At 51.1% G+C, this 18,117-nt stretch carries 22 protein-coding genes and 1 tRNA gene; 9 read left to right on the top strand and 14 right to left on the bottom strand.

Annotation, left to right across the window (positions count from 1 at the left end):
* A partial coding sequence (locus VGS11_03215) for an RNA-guided endonuclease TnpB family protein (GenBank protein HEV2119107.1) occupies positions 1-1,386 on the bottom strand: 1,386 nt, incomplete at its 3' end.
* 161 nt (positions 1,387-1,547) lie between these two features.
* Positions 1,548-2,474, bottom strand: coding sequence for a drug/metabolite exporter YedA (gene yedA / locus VGS11_03210; GenBank protein HEV2119106.1), 927 nt, complete (start codon positions 2,472-2,474; stop codon positions 1,548-1,550).
* A 134-nt stretch (positions 2,475-2,608) separates the two neighbouring features.
* Between yedA and VGS11_03205 the strand changes: the two genes are divergently transcribed.
* Both VGS11_03205 and VGS11_03200 read left to right on the top strand, forming a co-directional pair.
* Positions 2,609-3,019 (top strand): VOC family protein, encoded by a 411-nt coding sequence (locus tag VGS11_03205; protein ID HEV2119105.1) that lies wholly within the window; start codon positions 2,609-2,611, stop codon positions 3,017-3,019.
* A 54-nt stretch (positions 3,020-3,073) separates the two neighbouring features.
* Complete coding sequence (locus VGS11_03200) at positions 3,074-3,610, top strand: GNAT family N-acetyltransferase (GenBank protein HEV2119104.1); 537 nt, start codon at positions 3,074-3,076, stop codon at positions 3,608-3,610.
* Positions 3,611-3,614: 4 nt separating this feature from the next.
* Here the strand turns inward: VGS11_03200 and VGS11_03195 are convergent, their stop codons facing one another.
* The 6 genes from VGS11_03195 to VGS11_03170 form a co-directional block, all read right to left on the bottom strand.
* Positions 3,615-3,827, bottom strand: a complete 213-nt coding sequence (locus tag VGS11_03195; GenBank protein ID HEV2119103.1) for a hypothetical protein — start codon at positions 3,825-3,827, stop codon at positions 3,615-3,617.
* A 90-nt stretch (positions 3,828-3,917) separates the two neighbouring features.
* Complete coding sequence (locus VGS11_03190; protein HEV2119102.1) at positions 3,918-4,181, bottom strand: class I SAM-dependent methyltransferase; 264 nt, start codon at positions 4,179-4,181, stop codon at positions 3,918-3,920.
* Between the two features lie 185 nt (positions 4,182-4,366).
* On the bottom strand, positions 4,367-4,990 hold the full coding sequence (locus tag VGS11_03185) for a PqqD family peptide modification chaperone (GenBank protein HEV2119101.1): 624 nt from the start codon (positions 4,988-4,990) through the stop codon (positions 4,367-4,369).
* Positions 4,991-5,065: 75 nt separating this feature from the next.
* Positions 5,066-5,554, bottom strand: a complete 489-nt coding sequence (locus tag VGS11_03180) for a hypothetical protein (protein HEV2119100.1) — start codon at positions 5,552-5,554, stop codon at positions 5,066-5,068.
* A gap of 46 nt (positions 5,555-5,600) precedes the next feature.
* A complete protein-coding gene (locus tag VGS11_03175) occupies positions 5,601-6,065 on the bottom strand; it encodes a hypothetical protein (protein ID HEV2119099.1) in 465 nt (154 codons plus the stop codon).
* The gene (locus VGS11_03170; protein HEV2119098.1) at positions 6,007-6,798 is read right to left on the bottom strand and encodes a CYTH domain-containing protein; all 792 of its coding nucleotides are present in this window, start codon (positions 6,796-6,798) and stop codon (positions 6,007-6,009) included. Before VGS11_03170 ends, VGS11_03175 begins: the two co-directional genes overlap by 59 nt.
* A 189-nt stretch (positions 6,799-6,987) precedes the next feature.
* On the opposite strand from VGS11_03170, the gene sixA reads away from it, so the two are divergent.
* The 3 genes from sixA (at position 6,988) to VGS11_03155 (ending at position 9,866) form a co-directional block, all read left to right on the top strand.
* Entirely contained in the window at positions 6,988-7,494 is a 507-nt protein-coding gene (gene sixA, locus VGS11_03165; protein HEV2119097.1) for a phosphohistidine phosphatase SixA, read from the top strand.
* A gap of 68 nt (positions 7,495-7,562) precedes the next feature.
* A complete protein-coding gene (locus tag VGS11_03160; protein HEV2119096.1) occupies positions 7,563-9,023 on the top strand; it encodes a hypothetical protein in 1,461 nt (486 codons plus the stop codon).
* A gap of 48 nt (positions 9,024-9,071) precedes the next feature.
* A complete protein-coding gene (locus VGS11_03155; protein ID HEV2119095.1) occupies positions 9,072-9,866 on the top strand; it encodes a CHAD domain-containing protein in 795 nt (264 codons plus the stop codon).
* A gap of 6 nt (positions 9,867-9,872) precedes the next feature.
* Here the strand turns inward: VGS11_03155 and VGS11_03150 are convergent, their stop codons facing one another.
* The 3 genes from VGS11_03150 to VGS11_03140 all read right to left on the bottom strand — a co-directional run bounded on the left by VGS11_03150 (position 9,873) and on the right by VGS11_03140 (position 12,476).
* Entirely contained in the window at positions 9,873-11,159 is a 1,287-nt protein-coding gene (locus VGS11_03150; GenBank protein ID HEV2119094.1) for a VTC domain-containing protein, read from the bottom strand.
* 183 nt (positions 11,160-11,342) lie between these two features.
* A complete protein-coding gene (locus VGS11_03145; GenBank protein HEV2119093.1) occupies positions 11,343-12,131 on the bottom strand; it encodes an NUDIX domain-containing protein in 789 nt (262 codons plus the stop codon).
* A gap of 69 nt (positions 12,132-12,200) precedes the next feature.
* Positions 12,201-12,476, bottom strand: coding sequence for a hypothetical protein (locus tag VGS11_03140; protein ID HEV2119092.1), 276 nt, complete (start codon positions 12,474-12,476; stop codon positions 12,201-12,203).
* Positions 12,477-12,657: 181 nt separating this feature from the next.
* Here VGS11_03140 and VGS11_03135 point away from each other — a divergent pair, with 181 nt between their 5' ends.
* The 3 genes from VGS11_03135 to VGS11_03125 all read left to right on the top strand — a co-directional run bounded on the left by VGS11_03135 (position 12,658) and on the right by VGS11_03125 (position 15,089).
* Positions 12,658-13,107, top strand: coding sequence for a hypothetical protein (locus VGS11_03135; protein HEV2119091.1), 450 nt, complete (start codon positions 12,658-12,660; stop codon positions 13,105-13,107).
* A gap of 465 nt (positions 13,108-13,572) precedes the next feature.
* Positions 13,573-14,076, top strand: coding sequence for a hypothetical protein (locus VGS11_03130; GenBank protein ID HEV2119090.1), 504 nt, complete (start codon positions 13,573-13,575; stop codon positions 14,074-14,076).
* 71 nt (positions 14,077-14,147) lie between these two features.
* Complete coding sequence (locus VGS11_03125; protein ID HEV2119089.1) at positions 14,148-15,089, top strand: DNA methyltransferase; 942 nt, start codon at positions 14,148-14,150, stop codon at positions 15,087-15,089.
* 25 nt (positions 15,090-15,114) lie between these two features.
* Here the strand turns inward: VGS11_03125 and VGS11_03120 are convergent, their stop codons facing one another.
* Both VGS11_03120 and VGS11_03115 read right to left on the bottom strand, forming a co-directional pair.
* Positions 15,115-15,858, bottom strand: a complete 744-nt coding sequence (locus VGS11_03120) for a hypothetical protein (GenBank protein HEV2119088.1) — start codon at positions 15,856-15,858, stop codon at positions 15,115-15,117.
* 40 nt (positions 15,859-15,898) lie between these two features.
* Positions 15,899-17,227: an MFS transporter gene (locus tag VGS11_03115; GenBank protein HEV2119087.1), complete on the bottom strand. Its 1,329-nt coding sequence runs from the start codon at positions 17,225-17,227 to the stop codon at positions 15,899-15,901.
* Between the two features lie 156 nt (positions 17,228-17,383).
* On the opposite strand from VGS11_03115, the gene VGS11_03110 reads away from it, so the two are divergent.
* A tRNA-Phe gene (locus VGS11_03110) sits at positions 17,384-17,524 on the top strand.
* A 47-nt stretch (positions 17,525-17,571) separates the two neighbouring features.
* Here the strand turns inward: VGS11_03110 and VGS11_03105 are convergent.
* Entirely contained in the window at positions 17,572-18,015 is a 444-nt protein-coding gene (locus VGS11_03105) for an NUDIX domain-containing protein (protein ID HEV2119086.1), read from the bottom strand.
* Positions 18,016-18,117 lie beyond the last annotated feature (102 nt).

The raw sequence follows: 18,117 nt of genomic DNA, 5'->3' as shown, positions 1-18,117 counted from the left end.
TCTTACCATCGCGCCCTGTCTTCGGAGGCACTCCTCTAGTCCAATCTCCCCCCTTACGTACTGCTCGTCAACGACACGCCAATCACCCTGAGCGAACTCTGCCAGAACGTTTTCGAACGTGTCGTTGAGGGTCACGGTGCCATCGAAATCGGTCAGTATCGCGAGTCTCATTTCATACGAAGCTTCACTACTCATCCCAATGCAGCTGAGGTTGAAAAACAATCCGCGGGTTCTGTTAAGTCTTCGTTGGATGGATTGACTTAACTTGCCTCCATCGACTCTGAGGATTACCGTAGGCGTCGGGTTCCCCTTCACTGCTTCACCTGGAGGCCCGTTGGGGCTGAACCTCAGCCCTCCCGCAGCCAGGCTCATGGCCGCGTTCTCGTCCCTGTCTAGTATGGCTCCACAGTATGGACACCATAGTTGTCGCTGGGTGCTCTCTAGGGTCTTGTACCCGCATATTGAGCACCGCTTGGAAGTGTTCCTAGCAGGAACGTAGATTACCTTCAATCCTTCCCATCGCGCCTTGTACTCTACTTGTCGTTGCAGCTCTCCAGAGCTCCAGCTGTTCATCCTCGCCCGATAGTTTCTGCTCTGCCCGTTGCCCTTACGATAGAGTCTTCGGATCCCAGTAAGCCTCTCCATGACTATGCCATATCGTCCAGTCTTGGCATCGTCAACTACTCTCCTGGACACGTTGTGGATTAGTGGCTGGACACGGTTCCTCTGCTTCCTTCCATACTTGCCTTGGATTCTTCTTCTTATTCGGGAATCGTTTCTCTTGAGATGGCTGTTGACAAAGCGATAATCGGATTTGATCCTGGTCGCTTTTGACATGTCGAATCTTCGAACGGTCTGGCCTGTTGATGCGACTGTCACATTGTCCAGATTACGGTCTATCCCAAAGTATCCCTCCGGTTTGATGTCGACCGTTTCTCTTGAGTAGCTGATGCTGAGCGAATGCGGGGTCAGCGTGACCGAGCGAACGTCATGCCCAGAGAGGGCTTGGAGAGTGTGATTGTTCAGCTTAACATAGACGTATTGTCTTGGGTTGAGAGGCAGTCTGAGAAGATCTTTTTGGATTTTGAACCCGTAACATGTGGTGAGCATGAGCTTCCCAGCGTATGGAACGCTGGTACGAGGGTTCTTTCTCTTGGCCTTTCGATAGTTGCGGAGTATTCCGGTGGCACTGCTGATCGCCCCGAGTCTGTAGTAGCTGAGGGTATTGGGACTGAGTCGATAATACGATTTCAAAGAGAGAGTCATGAGACTTGAAATTTTCTCTTCTATTCCAAAAGCCACGCATTCGTTCACCATGCGTCTGAACTTGTTCAAGAGGGATAGAAGTTCGTTTGAAGCCTCATGTTTCTGTCTGACTGTCTTCATCGCCAGCACAGGGCACGCCAGTGGTGGAAAATGGCTCTCTTGCCAAATATCACAGAGAGGATGGCGAACATAACCGCCCCCAGAATCGATATCATTCAGGACTAGATTGGACGAGTCCATCAATCCGACAAAGAATTAGAACTTGTTAGAGAAACAGGGAATCAGCTTGGCGATGAATCGTCGTCGGGAGCAATCTGTCTGGATTTGAAGTTGGTAATCACAGCTACGGCGATGACTATGACCGAGGAAGCGAGGAGGGTTCGAAGCGTCAACTGTTCGCCAGCGAGAAAGTAGCCAAGCAAGACGGCGACGACTGGGTTGACGTACGCGTAGGTGGAGGCTCTCGCCGTTGTAGTCTTTGTCAACAGCCAGACATAGGATGAGAAGGCTATCAGGGAACCGAATACAACCAGATAGATGAACGAGACAAGAGACAGGAGCGATATGTTACCCGGCTGAAAACCAGCCCATTCTCCAGAGACCACTGACGCCACCAGGAGAAGGGCTCCACCAGCTAACATCTCCATTCCACTGCCCAGCAACGGCGTCTTCGGCAGAGGTGCCGTTCTAGAATAGACCGACCCAATTGCCCAAGAGAGGGAGGTGAATATCAGAACACCTGCCCAGGGGGAATTCAATCCACTACTACCGGCGATGTTGCCGGGTCCAACTAGCAGAACAACCCCACCGAAGCCTAGGACTAGGCCGAGAACGACGTGACGAGTCGGGACGATACGATCCTTTCGCAACAGCTCCAAAAGAGCCATCCAGATTGGAACTATCGTGATCAATACAGCGGCCAAGCTGGAAGGTACGATTTGTTCGGCCTTCGTCACCCCACCGTTGCCTCCGAGCAACAGAAACCCCCCGACGATCGTCGCAGCTTTCCAATTGGCCCGAGTCGGACGCGGTGCCCCTCTCAAACGGATCCAAGGGTAAAGGACTCCACCTGCAATGAGAAAACGAGTTGCGGCCATCATAAACGGAGGGAATGTTTCGACCGCGAAACGGATCGCCAGGTAAGTGGACCCCCAAATCGTGTAGATCGAGAAGAACGCAAGAGCTATTCGCAAACGCATCGTCAACACTGGCAATACTAGCCCTGCTGAAAGAGCCGGATGTGAGGATCCGGATAAACCATGCATTAGATGAGATCAGGATTCCTTGTTGGCGACAGGAACTCTTTTACTTCACGACCGGTCTTCACGAATGGCGAGTTTGCATGTTCAAACAGATTGACTACGTGATGATCGCAGTATCAAACATGGACCAATCAGTAGGATTCTACAAGGACACTCTCGGCTTGCCCCTCAAATACAAGACGAACGAGTGGACAGAATTCCAAACCGGAGCAACGACGCTCGCGCTTCATCTATCAAAGCCCCGCATCGCCTCCGCGTCGGCCCAAAGAGAGATGATCGCAGGAACATCAACGATAGGATTCACGGTTACTGACCTTGAGAACACATACCGCGAACTCAAAGCAAAGAGCGTGAGATTCGTCATGGAACCAAAGATGCGAGAACAGGAAGGAGTCAAACTAGCTGTATGCCTCGACCCAGACGGCCTAGAAATTTCCATATCAGAAACTGTTAAACAGCCAATGAGGGCCGAAGCGCACGCGAACTACTGACCTCTCTGTCCAAAACAGACAATCGTCATGATGTCGCAGAAAACCTAACCAGAATTGTCAAGAGTACCTATCTCAGACACCCCGGTGACGCTGAAGAACGGAAGAGGGGTTAGGCTCGCGACATACCGACCTGAGGACAAAGAAGGACTTGTGTCCATGTATGCCAGCATGTCACCTGAGGCCATCAAGTGGGGCTTGCCTCCCTACGACCGCGCCAAGATCGAGCGCTGGACCTCCGACCTTACAAACAGGATCATTCTGATCGCCCGATTGGACGAGAGGATCGTTGGACACTTGCAAATATTCAGAATTCCCGACGAACGGCGCAAAGGCGTCACGGAACTTTTCATCTACATCCAACAAGACTTTCAGAACTTAGGGCTGGGAACCATGATGATGAAGAAAGCGATCGAGCTGGCGAAGGAACGAGGGTTCCACAGAATTGGGCTGACTGTGGTTGCCGAAAATCATAGGGCTATCAAGGTCTATGAGAAAGTTGGCTTCAAGAAGGAAGGTATTGCAAGAGAGACATTCTTCGGGGACGACCATCGCTATCACGATGAGGTTGAGATGGGCCTCCTTCTCCGATGATCAGCTAGCGAGTCCCCATGTACAACCCACGGCCCATAAGCCCCTTGAGATCGTAAACTGCTTCAAGCTTCGCACTCCGAAACGCGTCGAAATATTCGTCTTGAGTGAAAAGCCCCAACTCAAGTCGTTCCACAAAATGCTCAACCCGTCTTGGCGTGGCGACGAGACGGTGCATGTCCATTACAGATAGCCTCCCCCTCCTCTCACTGATGTTCATACGAGCGATCTTCAGGTTCGGGCTGGTCTACGAAATTAGCATGAATCGACCTTTTGCGCCACTGTTGAGGGGTAAACCAAGGTTCTTGCATTAGGACCCGCCAGGCTTGAAGTGTCGGGACATGTTCCGAATCGCAAGTCCCAGTCTCCGTTTGGTTTTCACGCGGCCGATAGCGCTGAATAGGCATGTGATTGCGTCGAATCGTTTGGCGAGCTTGAACGAGACCATGTCACTGCGATGGAAGATGATGTTAGGGTGTTTCTTCTTTGCAAGTCTCAGCATATGCTGATTGATGTCTAGTCCCTCGACCGAGTAGTTTTTTTCAGAAAGGTAATGTGGCCGCCTGTGCCGCAGGCAACTTCGAGCAGATTGTTGCCCGGGGAACGTTTGTGTTTCTTAATTAACTCATGAAGCTTTGCTGCTTCTTTCTCGTAGTTCTTGAACGAGTAAATAGCATCGTAGGTTTCTGCAGAACGATCGTACAATTGCCGATGCGCTAGGATGAGCCGCCAGATACGGATATGGCTTCGGTAGACCGCCTAAGGGTGCAGGGGTAGAACCACAACGTCCTCAGGAGCGATCAATCCGATCGCGACCAGCTGAGTGACGACTTCGAGTATCTGCATCCGAATCTCGACCGGGGAGACTTTCTTTTCCACTGCTAGTTCAGATGTCAACTCGTCGATGGTTTTGTTTCCGTTACTCTTCTCCCAGAGGCTGGCGATGTCATCGTTCCCGAGATAACGTGAATTAGCCTCGTTTATCAGGACAATTGTTCCGTCGGGGTTTCTTGCAATGTGCCCCTTCTTTCTAGGTTTGAAACTTGCAGGGTCGAACTCGATAGAAACTTGTTCCTGGTTCTGCTGGAGACGTTCTCGCGCTGCGGCGCTCATCCTCTCTGGGGTCCAAGGTGGGTCCCAGACAATGTCAACATCAGCGTGCTTTACACCAGGCATCTTCTCAATCAGTTCTTTGACCTGATGGCTCAAGTAGGCGCTGGCGGGGCAACCCATGGCTGTGAGGGTCATTCGAACCTTCACAGTGTCATTATCTATGGCGACACCATAGACCAAACCGAGATCAACAATGTTGACGGGTATCTCAGGGTCGTAACAGTTCCGGAGAACATCCATCACACGACCCACGGAGAGTCCTTCGCTCAAAAATCTTCGACCACAATTGCTGTGGCTAATGCGCCTAATAGAGCTATTCGCTCGGTAAGGGTGTTGGAAGGGTCACTAGAAGATCATAGGCAAGGCCGCACGCGTATTCAAATCCCACACACCAATGTCGCAAACGGAATAGGCAGAAGTGTACAGGAACACATTCGATAACCATGACGAGAGATTCTGGTTTACGAGAACGAGTGAATAGTATGTCGAGGCCGGAGCTGTCCAGTTGAAAGAAACAAAGCCTGTGCCATTAAGATGCCGCTGCCCTGACGAATGAGGGCCTACCGTCCAAAAGATACTGCCCGTCCTCGGATCAGTCAGATTGATCTTCACAGAACCCACCGTGACATTGAACTTCCACATGTAAGAGTGAGATTGCGTAAGGGTCAGATTGAACGTCGGTGTTCCATTTGTTACCGAAATATTGCCCCTGAAGATCAAGGCTGGCTCGAATCCGTTAGAGCCGCCAGGGTTGCGCGGAAATATTCCAGGTGCAGAGCCGGGGAAGGGAAGAGGTGGGCTTCTGGCCAGGAGAAGGATCAGTATGAGCACCATGCTAGCGATGCCTACAACTCGCTTGGTCTCGGGGGAGGACCATGACCTAATCCTTCTTCTGTTTCTTGGCCTTTTTGCTCGGGTATCGTCGGCCGAATTCGGCGAGCTCACTCTGCCAAGGACGGTTCACGTATTCGCCGAGAATCCCGCCTCCCTCAGGGTTCGGAAAGCTGACTGGATGTTTCTGAAATTCTCTCTCGTTCTGTCGTTGGTTTTGGAGGAGGTACAGAACTACTGCCTCCGAGCCGGCCCAGACTCCGACCAGCAGGGTCCAGTTCCGAACCGGGTCAAGGTCGTACAGGAGGACGAGCAAGCCAGTGGCTACGAAAGCAAGGAAAACTGAGGCGAGGGCCTCGCTTCTCCTAGGGCGGAGCAACAGCACTCTCCCCCTTATCATGTGAGTGTAGAGTGCTAAGAAGATTACTGAGACTAACCTCTCTCCGACGTGCGTCTCAGAGTATTCTGTTGAGCTTATCGTAAGCAGCAGGGAGAAGCCGGTTTTCAGCATCAATCAGAGGCCGTAACTCTCCCGATTTCAAGAGCTTCGCGATCCCGGTTCCGGTTGCCAGCTTTCCATGACGCCAACTTCGGAGGATCGGGCCATACTCTCCCTTCAGGCTCTTTGTAACGCTCTTGACAACGTTCTGGCCCTTCTCGGACTTACTCTCCACTTCGACCTCGAAGAGGCGTATCTTTTGATCGTCGAAGTCATAGAGCACTGAGTCTATGTCTAGTTCCGCCAGGACGAGAGAGCCTTTAGGGCCGAACGTAACATCCCGCACCTGCCGTTGTGTTTCTCGATGCTGAATGGGAAATAGGCCTTTGCTCTTCAATAGTTCAATCGGGTCTGAAGGAGATGTCTGCCCCGTGGGACCAGGAGGTTGAGGTGGGACTTTCAGCTCGGAAACCACTTTTTCAATTGTCTCATGCGACCAGGGAACCTCCATCTCGGCTCGGACCATTCCACCCCAGAGAGTTCGTCTAGGATGTGTCTTCATGGTGATCCAACGGTCTTGATTGTCTGTCCGTATTCTCAAATTCAACTTGCGATGCGAGAGAAAGCGGTTAGGTGTGTCGAAGTATGTGTCAGCGAGAAACGTGGTCTTCTCACCAACTAATTGATAATCTCCCACGCTTTTCTTCTCAGCAATCTTTCTGACAATCTCCTCAGGATGGTCCGACAGTATGAGCAGGATCGATTCGATCTCTCGGCCGAACCCGAGGGCCTGAGGAAGTTTTACCAACTATTCCATCATCGTTTCGAGGGAGAGGGCGTGGTTACTGAACTTTATCTGACTCACGGAAACCTGCCGTAGGGACAATTGACAGAACCCAAGAAAGCCGGGAGACAACGACGTGATTTGTCAGCCAACAAAGAAGTCGACACCAAGAATTCAACTTCACCGACATCGGTTCGTCTCCCATCACAGAAAGTGCCTCCTATCAAAATCGACCTTTTCGTACTAAGGCATGGAGAAGCGGGGAACCGAATGACAGTCGTCGATGAGGATTCCGAACGACCCCTAACACGGGAGGGCCGAGCCGAGATACAGAAAATAGCGAAGGCACTGAAGGCAATAGGATTGCAAACCAATCGAATCTGCACAAGTCCATTGAGAAGGGCGCGAGAGACAGCTGAAATTGCGGCCAAGATCCTCAAGATCCCGACACTTGAAGAATGGGACGAACTAAAACCGGACGGAAACAAGGCAGCACTTTACCGCAAGCTGGCAAAACTCGAACAAAACTCCAGACTGATCCTCGTAGGTCACGAACCTTACCTGACTTCTATGATAGGGGAGATTATCGGGGCTACGAATGCCAGAGTTGTTCTGAAAAAGGGAGGCGTAGGAAAAGTCCGAATAACGTCGTTTACTCCTCGAATCTCAGGCGAACTTCGCTGGCTTCTCGTGCCAAAAATTATCACTAGTATGTCTTGATAAGCCCAAGAAGAACTATTATGACTCCGCCGAAGTGAAACAGATACGACGGGCGGCCCTAGCCAAGTTTGAAAGTCTCCGTGATAGACCTAGGCTACAACTCGCTAAAACTGGTGAACTACGAAGTCAGGCGAGACAATTCATTCGTCGCGTATGGACAGCAATCGGTCCTGGCAAAGGTTGGAGAAGGGCTCGATCAAACGGGGTTCCTCGGAGACAAACCCATCCGACGCACTCTCAAAGCTCTGAAACAATACCGCGCCATCGTGGACCTTGAGCGGTCAAACCATGTTCTCCCTGTCGCGACCAGCGCCGTAAGGGAAGCGGGGAACAGAGAGGACTTCCTTAAACAAGCATACTACGAGACTGGGTTCAAGTTCAAAGTTTTATCCGAAAAAGAGGAGGCAGTTTACGCTTTCGAAGGAGCCAAGAGCGCAACCAGCGTTCAAGTCGGCCTATTCTTCGACCTTGGAGGAGGAAGTCTCGAGATGGTCATCTACTCGGCGCCCACGATAAGAAAAATCCTCTCAGTCCCCCTCGGAGGACTGAGACTGACGGACCTTTACGCCAAACCAGACGGATCCTACACAAGGAAAAACTATGCACGGATGCGAAAACGGATACTCGAACTCCTGCCTGAAAAGAAACATCTGCCAACTTCGAAAAACCTTGACCTCGTAGGCGTCGGAGGGTCCGTGCGAGCACTCGCGAGGTATGACCAGATGCGCCGCGAGTACCCTCTCAACAAGCTACACAATTATTCGATGAAGAAGAACGCTGTGGAATCAGTACACCGCGCTCTACGCCGAATGAGTCTAAGAACTATCAGAAAGCATCCCGCAATTGGCCAGGAGAGAAGCCAATCAATCATTGCAGGGTCTCTAGTAGTTCACTTGCTGATGGAGAAGATCGGCTTCCGCAAACTTATCGTCAGTACACATGGTCTCCGAGACGGAGTACTCTCGGCCTTCCTTGAGAGCCCAAGCTCCTACCGCCAAGGAATAGTAGACAAGGTTTTGATGCGTGAAGAAATACCACAAGCAAAGGCATCCGCGCCGGAAAAATTGGCGAAGTCCCTCTTATCACATAGAAACCTAACGAAGAGAGAGTATACAATTCTCTCCGAGGCCCTCGATCACGTCTTGCCAGACCTTCCAATCTACAATGTGGAGACCCTGTTCTACATTGTTTTGGAAGCTGATAGTCCACTGTCACACCAGGACCAGCTCATCATGGCCTTGTCGGTGGCTAGAGCGAATGGAATGCGAAGGATAGATTGGGCTCAGGCGACCTTCAAGCGCCTCCTAGACAAGAAAAGCATGGAGATGGTCAAGAAGATCTCAGTTCTGATACAACTTGCTCAACTCCAAGAAAAGACAGACATCCATCTATCCATGAGGTCTGAGCGCGGTATCCCTCGCCTCCACATAGCACAAGGCAAACAACACATTCCAAAGGTGCTGATGAAGGATATTCTTAGAGACCTCGAAGACCTTGAAGGTGCCTTCAACCTTCAGGTCGCCATGTAAGTGCCGAAGAAAACCTAAGTAGTCTCACATCTCGAACCCAGCCTTCCCTTGATTACTCGCGACTCTTTTGCGAAGGAATACGATAAATTCGCGAAAGCGCTGACTCGAAGAGTCAAGGCCTACCTCAGAGATCCAAACGCCGAGAACGTTCACAGGCTTCGAACCGCAACTCGCCGCCTCCAGGCTGCTTTCGCTTTGCTTCCCAAGACATCGCGGAAGCAAACCAAGGCACAGAAAACCATGGCTCGCATCAAGAAACTGATGAAAGCAAACGCTAGCGTGAGAGATCAGGACATTATCCTCTCGAAACTATCAATGTACAAGCAGAGTCCTGCATACGGACGGCTCATAGAGGATTTGAGGAAATCACGTAAATCACATCTGGAACAGGCGAAAGAGCTCGCGTTGTCGGTTCAGAAAAATCCGGCACCTCGTGCGAAACCGAAAGAACTTTCCGACCCCATACTCCAGAAGAGATACAACAAAGTTGTAAGAAGACTAAGCTCGAAGATCACTAGTGAACTTCCGATCGTAAGGGAGGACCCCTCTAAGGTGGAAGAATTGCACGCCGTTAGGAGAGATGGTAAACAACTCCGTTACGTGTTAGAAATGGGCGAATTCTCCAGACCACCTAGGCCGCTAGTAAGTCTCCGATCTTGGCAAGACCTACTCGGCACAATACGCGACCACGATGTGATGATCACATATCTTCGGGGACTCAGCAAATCCCCAGAAATTCAATCTGCGTTGAACACCGAAGTCGAGGGTCGGAACAACGGCTATCGGAAATTCGTCGAGGCTTCGAGGGAGAATCCAGTTTCTAGGTTTGCCGCCAAGCCTTGAATCGTACTAGTTCGGCAGGCTCATCAGCCACTGGTTTTTCGTGAGAGTCGTCGGCTCCAATGAGTACTCTTCTATGAGATAGTTGGCCATAGATGCCACGTCGTTGATGCTCCGAGTCTCAGTCCTAGGGGAAGGCGAGTTCAGAACATCTTCAACCTCCAGCTGGTAGAGCTCGTGACCTCGGTGCGTACTCCTATCCATTATCACTGCGTACTCTCTGTTTCCTCCGTTCCGCTCGACCATGAAATACTTCCTCCTCCTCGTGAGAATCTTGTAAGGCATTTTCAACATGTCGGGCTGAAGAGGCTGCTCAATCTCCCGCCTCTTTATGACGTTACCCAATCGATAAGGATCTTGCACGACCTGAAAGTTCTCCTTGATCGTCGCAGACCTTGACTGCCCACTAGTCTCGAATCGCACGTATTCGTGCGTGGGTACCTGAACGTAATGGTAGAGCTTCCCGGTCTCCATAACATTCGGGTAAGAGTCTGAAAGTTTGAACCCTTCGATTTTTCCATCCGAAAGATCGCCCCGTATCCTGGGAAAAATGTCCTGGTCCTCCGAGTCAAGCGCGACCTTTGCTTTGATCTCGGTATTGTGGTTAGGCTCTTTGTATGCGTCGCCTGATTTCCTGGCTCGGTCCTCGATGAGATTGAAGATCGTGGCTTTCTTGGAAATGCCCTGCTCCGCGTTCTCTTTCCTGAGGAGACCGTGGATTTTCTTGACCAGCGGAGAACTTGTTCGGCCGGGCGGAATCTTTAGCTCCACAATAGCTCGATTCGAGGCTCCAAGCATTGTTCCGGCAAGTTCATCGAATGTGAAGTATCGTACGTCTTCATCCATTGTAACCCGGAGCCCCCGATCACTCTCTAGAAAGTGACTCCTGGAATAGCTCGCGGCTGCGTAGAGGCCCAGTTTGTGTGGAATCCTGATCCGGCCGAGCCGGTTCATTCGTTTTACCCTCGACAGGATTTCTCGGAGAGGCAACATCTCGTTCCGTCGTTTGTGTCTGATGAAGCGGCCGTGTTCAGATCGGGTGTTCTTTACCTCGAAAATCCATTTGTCACTCAACTTCAACTTGAAACGTTCTTTGAAGGGCTTTTGCTCGTATCTCCTTCCTCTAATGGAATAAGTGAAGGGGACTTCGTGCTCCTCATTGTTGAAGTACAGTGTTTGGTTGACGGGGTTGGGAAAGCTGTTCAGGCTCATTAGTTCGAAAAGGTTGAGCTTGAATCTCTCAGCCTTGTGAGCGGGAATGTAGTACCGAATCTCGGCTCTGATCTGACTTCGCAAATTATCGCCGCGCCTCCAACGATTGCGGGTCCAGGGACCTTTGGGAAGCGGGATTTTCGGGATACGGGCCTCTTAAACTAGCCAAGCCGTGAAATGGCTCTTCTACGTAAACTCCGGAGCCTCTGGACGAGCCTCAACTACGGATTCGCTACCGGCGATGAGGTCTCGCGACGACCAGCACAGCTATTTGCTATCGCGATTCTGAAGCTTCAGAATTCTCTGAACCGCCCTCCTGTCCGGGGCAATGGTGAGATTGGAAGTGTCGGATTCCCAATACACGCGTTCTGCCTCCTTGGACACGATTCTACCTGTCCACCTCTCCACATGGAAGTAGTGAATTCTTCCTTTCTCGCCATTGCTTGCCGTGTACAAACTTCTCTGGATGAGCCTCGCCTTTTCTACCCGGATTCCAAGTTCTTCCATCATCTCTCTTCTGAGAGTATCGGCTAACTTCTCGTCTTTCTCCACGTGACCGCCTGGGATCTCAACATATCCCGGATCTGCATCCCTGTCGAGTCGCCTTTTCTCCACCAGGAAATCCTTTCCGTTCATCAAGATTCCAGCTGCCATGTTTTCGATACCTTTCCCCTCAAATTGGTCTCTGTCTAGCTTTTTGTTTGTCAATTCTGCCGGTAAAACGGCCTCGCCAGCTTTGGTCATCCTACCATCGTGCATGAGCTTCAATGCACGCGCCCTGTTGTACTTCGACCAGTTGTCTCTCGACCGACGCGGAGTAAATCGCGCTCCAAGTTTTGTTTGACCGATCCTCTTGACTCTACTATCAATCCAGCCGTAGCATATTGCCTCTTCAACAGCTTGGTCTAGAAAATCTCTGTATGAGATTAATCGCGTTTGGGAGAGTTTCTTGTCATAGATTAACCAGATTTCTTGCTCAATTCTGCTATTCTTTGCAAGCCATGCTCCCCAACTTTTTCGCGAGGAAAAATTCAATCTTTTACTCTTAGCAGGCATGCGCATCTAGTCTCGTGTTGAAGGGTTCGAACGTCCCGGATGACACGAGACAGGGAAATAGCGTTTGGTCTAGGTTGACATAGCGGAGCTCGAGCCTTCTCCATTTCCAGAGGCGGCGACTCCAGGCCGCTCTTCAGCACGCGAGACAGGATCCGAATTCGAGAGCGTGGGCCCGACTTTTTGTCGCTGGCCCGACGTGCGTGCCTCATGCTCATCACACCATTTCGTGAGTGCGTCCACGGCCGCCTCACTCAGAGAACCTCTACCGTATCCATAGACGCTCATAGCCAGTACCCTGAATCTCTTGTCAAGTTCCTGGGAGAGGTAGACCTTCAGCTCGGCCATCGCGCATTCATCTCCTTCTCACTATAGGGACTAAGGGACATGGCTAAGCGCCTAGTGTAACGGTGAGGCATGTCGGAAAGTTAGGCCATGGGCTAATCGGCCGGCGGACTAGTTAGCTCTTGGAAAAAGTGGTTTTGAGATGCCGACCAATACACAGGAACCGTTCGGCGACTTTCGGCCCATGATGCCTTCCATAATTCGACTCCTCGCGGGAATCATCGTCCTCATCGTGGTCCAGAGCATCGTCCTGGGCTTTCCAGGAATCACCCAGACAGTTCCAGGCACAACGTTCAGCATTGAAAGCTTCGTCATCTTTACGATCGGGCTCGTAGTTGCCGCGGTCCTGTTGAAGTATGGTACACAGCTCGCCAATGCAGTTTCGGATACTTACAAAGCGTACAAGGCTTACGCGCCAGTTCTCGCCTGGGTCTTCCAGCTGATGGCTCTATACATCCTCTACAGCGTCATGCAGACAATGGTCAGCGGCTTCTTCGCCAGCGCACCCTGGGCATATCCATTGATCTTCCTCGCAATGGCTCTCATACCGACCGTCAAAGTAGTCGTGACAGTTGTACACGCTCTCGAAGGCCAGAACGCCCACAAACAAACCATCACAAAAGACCAGTTCTAGGTCAACAAGACGAGATCGAGCCAGGACAAGGAAGTTGGAAGATACAAACCCCAATATTTCTTTTGTAGTCATTAGATATTTTCTCGACCCGAGCGTTACGCTACGCCAAGCATTAGATCCCTTCAGTCTCGCATAGCGTGCGTAACTATCTCCATATCAACGAGGATTTCCCCCCGAAGGAATGGTTCACTATGCCTCGCAGGGGGAAATATTCGGTAAAGCCGGCAGGATTCAGAGGAAGATTCTATCAGCCTCCGCGAACCAAAGCGCACGGACGGCGGAAGTGTGCGAGGTGCGGCAAGGCCACGGCGATCTCAAGACACGGACTCTGTCCCGATTGCAAAAAGATACTTGGCAAATGGGTGTAGGAATTTCGACATTCTGCAGGCTTTAGTTTCACCCACCTCAGCTTTCTGATTGGAAAGCTCGAAATAGACCGCCGAATACACACTCGAACACACAATCATGTCTCAGGAGAAGAGGCTAAGGTTCCGAATCCGGACCCGTGACCAAGAAATCGAGCTTGAAGGCGACTTCGAATACGTCCGCGACAAGTTCGAGGGCCTAGTTGAGAATCTACGACTCAAAGATGGAGTAGCCCAGACGAAACCGGAACTTGTTCAGAATCTAGAGGTCTCCGAGCCCTCGGACTTGCTGAAGGGAATTGTACAGTTTAGTGGAGAAGGACGGCCGTACCTCACCGTCCCCGCAGATTCGCTCTCGGCCAAAGAAGCTTTGGCACTCGTACTCTACGCGACCCACCCGAAGACCTTCGGAGACGACGAGCTAAGCACACTCCTTGGATCCTCGTGGAAAACAACTAGCGGAGCCGTCGTAAGGGCACGGGCGAGCGAACTGAAACGCGAAGGCAAGCTGATTGCAGAAAAAGGGTCATACGTTCTATCTGGAGCAGGGGTCCAATGGGTCACAGGAGAAGTCATACCCAGTCTCAGAAAAACCATTCAATGAAGAGGGTCTTCTCCCACCATTCTCTTGATCAAGATTAATCTAGAACAGCGAAGGGGCTATGGGCGGGTATTTTGCAGGTTCAGGAAACGGCGACCGCTCCAAAACTGATGGGAATGCAGCTCATAACCGAAGAAGAGTACCGCAAGTTCGCTGCTGAGAAACACCACGTGAAGATAGAAAACGTGGATGTCGAGATAGGTCGACCTTGGCGAATCAAAGAATTTGGACCTCCGAATGATTACAAACCGGAAGAATTCACAGTTTGGAGCTTTCCCAGTAGGGGCGACTGGGCGACCCATTCCGGAAATTATCGGGGGAATTGGAGTCCCTACATACCGCGAAACTTGATCATAAAATACTCCAAACCAGGAGAGCTCGTTATCGACCAGATGTGTGGAAGCGGCACTACGCTCGTGGAGAGCAAACTCCTCGGCCGCAACTCGATCGGAGTAGACGTCAACCCGGACGCCATCATGGTAGCGCAAGACAGGCTGAGTTTTGACTACAATACACTTGATGGACCGCGCCGCGTAAAGACTCGAACGTTTGCAGGCGATGCGCGAAACCTAGATTTGATCGGTGAAGAGACGGTCGACCTTATTGCCACTCATCCACCTTACGCCGGAATCATATCGTATAGCGGAAAACGGATCTTGGACGATCTCTCGCGCCTGAAGCTTCCTGCCTATATCGACGCCATGCGGAAAGTCGCGGCCGAATCATACAGAGTCTTGAAAAACAACCGATACTGCGGAGTGCTTATTGGAGACACACGAAAAGGACGCCATTACATTCCGATCTCGCTTGGAGTATTGCAGGCGTTTCTGAGCGTGGGTTTCATACTCAAGGAAGACATTATCAAGCTTCAACACAAGACGATGACAACTCGACAGAGATGGCGTGGGCATAGTTACGACTTCTACAAGATCGCCCACGAACATCTATACGTATTCAGAAAGCCAGCGATCGACGAGAAAACATCACCGCTAAAGTACAGTAAGAAATGGTGGTAATCGGACGATAAGGTTGCGTTTTGGACTACGGAGAAGCCGATCTCGGCTTTACCAAGGAGAAGATTGAACCATGACTCTTCCCAATTCCGTTTGAGATGAATAGATCGCGCTTAACTCTCTTACTTAGGGTAAGGTAACTCGGGTTAGGAGCTGGAGCGTACCCATGGAACATCGTTTCGGGGACAGTCTCATACCAAGCTCTCGCCTCTGAAAGTGAGAAGGTCACTAATAGGTCCCTATCTACGCGCAGTTCTCGTAATAGACGATTTTCGACTTCATCTGTCGGTTGGTTCCCCTTAACAAGCTCCACATATTCCTCGTAGAGCGGATTTAGCTGGTTCTCTGAGTTTAGCAGAGCGAGGAAGTAGTAATAGACCTCGTCGGCAGAGCTAGTAAAGAACCAGCCAGGGACATCTGCCTTTTGTCTAACAGGTAGAGTACCACTCGAAGCATTTCTCAATCTATCATACTGGAGCTGGCTGATTGTCTCAAGTAGAATGAAACCGCTGTCTGGATTGCATAGACCTCTTATCTTGCGCGATGGATCAGATCCGATGTACGAGTCGACCTTGAGATCGATTGTCCTCTTCCGGAGGTTTGGAAGGTTGAGAACTAGATCGATGCCCTTATCGTAGAATTCCGGATTGGAATGCACGTCCCTGAGATCCCTGCTATCGTTGTCTTTTGATAGGTACCGCTTTACTACTGTCATTCCAAACCATTCGAGCTTCTTAGCAACCCAAGTAGTCTGAACGGATTGCTCTCTCAAGAGAGGTCAGAATGTCGTTAGAGACTAAGAGACTTATCTCTTACGAGATTCGTCTCGGGGAAACAATCTTGGCGGAACTGTTGGGAGCCTTGCAAACGGCACTCGACGATTTCGCAAACTGCTTGTTCCGGTAAAGTAAGTAGCCGCTTGTAAGGCTTAGACCTGAGAAGATTATCGCTGCGGAGTAGAAGACCGCTTGAACACCGCCAAGATCGTCCGCTATTCCAGCTAGTACGAGTCCGGCTGCTATTCCCCCGCTAAGCATTAGACTGTACAGTCCCATTGCCGAGCCCCGATACTCTTTGGCAGCGTTGTCGCCTATGAACGCGAGGATTGAAGGAACCAAGGCTGACCCGAGAAAGAACAAACCCGCCGCTACAATGCCGATGGGCCCTATCTTGTTGTAGGAGTCAATCCAAGGCGTGCCGGGGGGAATGCTGATCAGCGGCGCGAAAATCCCAGGGAGAACCAGAAGAAATCCTATCTCGCCCAGTGCTCCAACCGCCATTATTTTGGTTCGGCCGAACTTGTCCGACAGCCGCCCGAACAAGATAGCTCCAGCTCCGAGAAGCACCAACACGAGAAGTATGGCAGGTGCAGACTCGGAAAGATCTGATCTTCCCATACGGGCGACAATCCTAGGCAAGAAGATGTAGAACCCGAGTACAACCGTAAGAGCGAACCATACGGGAAGAATCGCTGCCACGTCGCTTGTGAGGCTGGAATACATCTGCTTGAGACTTCTTCGCTCATGCGCGACGTGCGCCGGTTCGCGAAGGATGAGAAATACAGCAACGGCTGAGACCCCGAGGATGGCAGAAACCACTAGGAAGCTTTCTCCGAGGTCAGCGGCGAAGACGCCGCTGAACACAAACCCCAGGACTATACCTACCCCATAACCTGCCAGATTGGCGAGGTCGAATCCACCCATACTAACCCCCCGGTTGGTCACAACAGTCAAGTCGGTAATCATCGTCAGGGAGGCAACTGTTACCATGGCTGCGGCCAAACCTTCCAGGCCGTGGGCACCGCCTACGAGCGCGAGATTGTTGGACAGTCCAATTACCAAGCTCAAGATTGCAATGAGCGCCAAACCAGCTACGAACAATTTTTTCCGGCCCTTACGGTCCACGTAAGCACCAACGGGGAGAGCTGAAACTCCCTCAACCACCGGATAGATCGCAGTTACTGCGCCCGCGAGCGCGGATTGAGTCTTGGGAATCGGAAGATAGATCGGGAAGAGGACCAAGATGACGCCGAACCCTATCCGGGTGAGAAAGACGGCAATGTAGAGAATGGACAGAGTACCCAGCCTCGCCAGCCAACCTGAACTTGAGCCGACGCCCTGTGCTTGTGAGTCAACAGTCAACAGTCAGACACTATTCTATGGCTCGGCACGCTCGAAGAGACCGCAGTTAAGACCTTTCGATACTTCGGACCCATTACGCCCTTCGTCCCCGCTCGCTCAATCACCATCAAGAAAGCTTAATTCTATTCTAGAAAAGCGTCGTGATTGCCGAGGCCCGCCGAGGTAGCTCAGCCTGTTCCTCTGATAGAGGAGGCTATGGAGAGCACCCGGCTGAAGATGGCAACATCTGACACCGGGCTGACGGTCACTTAACAGAGACCGGCCCAGTCGCAGGTTCAAATCCTGCCCTCGGCACCATGAAACAGACCCGTCGTTCCAATCCCGGAACCACACGCCAAATGCCTTCAGAGATTCCAATGTTGAGTTAGTAGAGCTAACAGTCCATCAGGATACAGTGACGTTTCACTATTCAAGAAGAAGTCCAAGGGCTTCCAAACAGCCTGCAAACTACCGGTTGTTTCTACACCCTCTATTCGTTTCTTTTCATAGAAGGATCTCTCGATAAAATCTCCCTCAAAAACGAGCACTAGCTCGTGGCCTGGCCTACCTTCAAAGACAAAGATGTTCTCAAGTGTTCCCAAGTATCGAACATTAGTGACCGCTGCTCCTATCTCCTCACGTAATTCAAGCGCCACAGTTTCATTCCCGTACTCGCCGAACTCGATGGTGCCGCCGAGAGGCCGGTAGAAAATCTCGTCCTTCGTCTTGTCATAGCCCTCCGCTACGAAGATGGAACTGTCTTTCCTGAACACGCAGATAGCAATGGATCTAACTGTTTCCTCATTCATGATTGATACGCTACCGAACCGGCACAGGTCTTAAACCAGTTCCAACGCACGCGGATTACTTCGGTGCTTTCATGACACTTTTTCCTGGAAGTCTAATGTTAG

It is taken from the genome of Candidatus Bathyarchaeia archaeon (assembly GCA_035935655.1).
Taxonomy (GTDB): Archaea; Thermoproteota; Bathyarchaeia; order 40CM-2-53-6; family 40CM-2-53-6; genus 40CM-2-53-6.
This window is presented reverse-complemented; position numbering and strand designations above follow the sequence as displayed.

Excerpts from the sequence above, each read along its gene's own strand:
- VGS11_03205 (HEV2119105.1), top strand. The coding sequence starts at position 2,609 with ATGTTCAAACAGATTGACTACGTGATGATCGCAGTATCAAACATGGAC.
- VGS11_03195 (HEV2119103.1), bottom strand. The coding sequence starts at position 3,827 with ATGAACATCAGTGAGAGGAGGGGGAGGCTATCTGTAATGGACATGCAC.
- VGS11_03180 (HEV2119100.1), bottom strand. The coding sequence starts at position 5,554 with ATGGTGCTCATACTGATCCTTCTCCTGGCCAGAAGCCCACCTCTTCCC.
- VGS11_03145 (HEV2119093.1), bottom strand. The coding sequence starts at position 12,131 with ATGCCTGCTAAGAGTAAAAGATTGAATTTTTCCTCGCGAAAAAGTTGG.
- VGS11_03140 (HEV2119092.1), bottom strand. The coding sequence starts at position 12,476 with ATGGCCGAGCTGAAGGTCTACCTCTCCCAGGAACTTGACAAGAGATTC.
- VGS11_03135 (HEV2119091.1), top strand. The coding sequence starts at position 12,658 with ATGATGCCTTCCATAATTCGACTCCTCGCGGGAATCATCGTCCTCATC.
- VGS11_03130 (HEV2119090.1), top strand. The coding sequence starts at position 13,573 with ATGTCTCAGGAGAAGAGGCTAAGGTTCCGAATCCGGACCCGTGACCAA.
- VGS11_03105 (HEV2119086.1), bottom strand. The coding sequence starts at position 18,015 with ATGAATGAGGAAACAGTTAGATCCATTGCTATCTGCGTGTTCAGGAAA.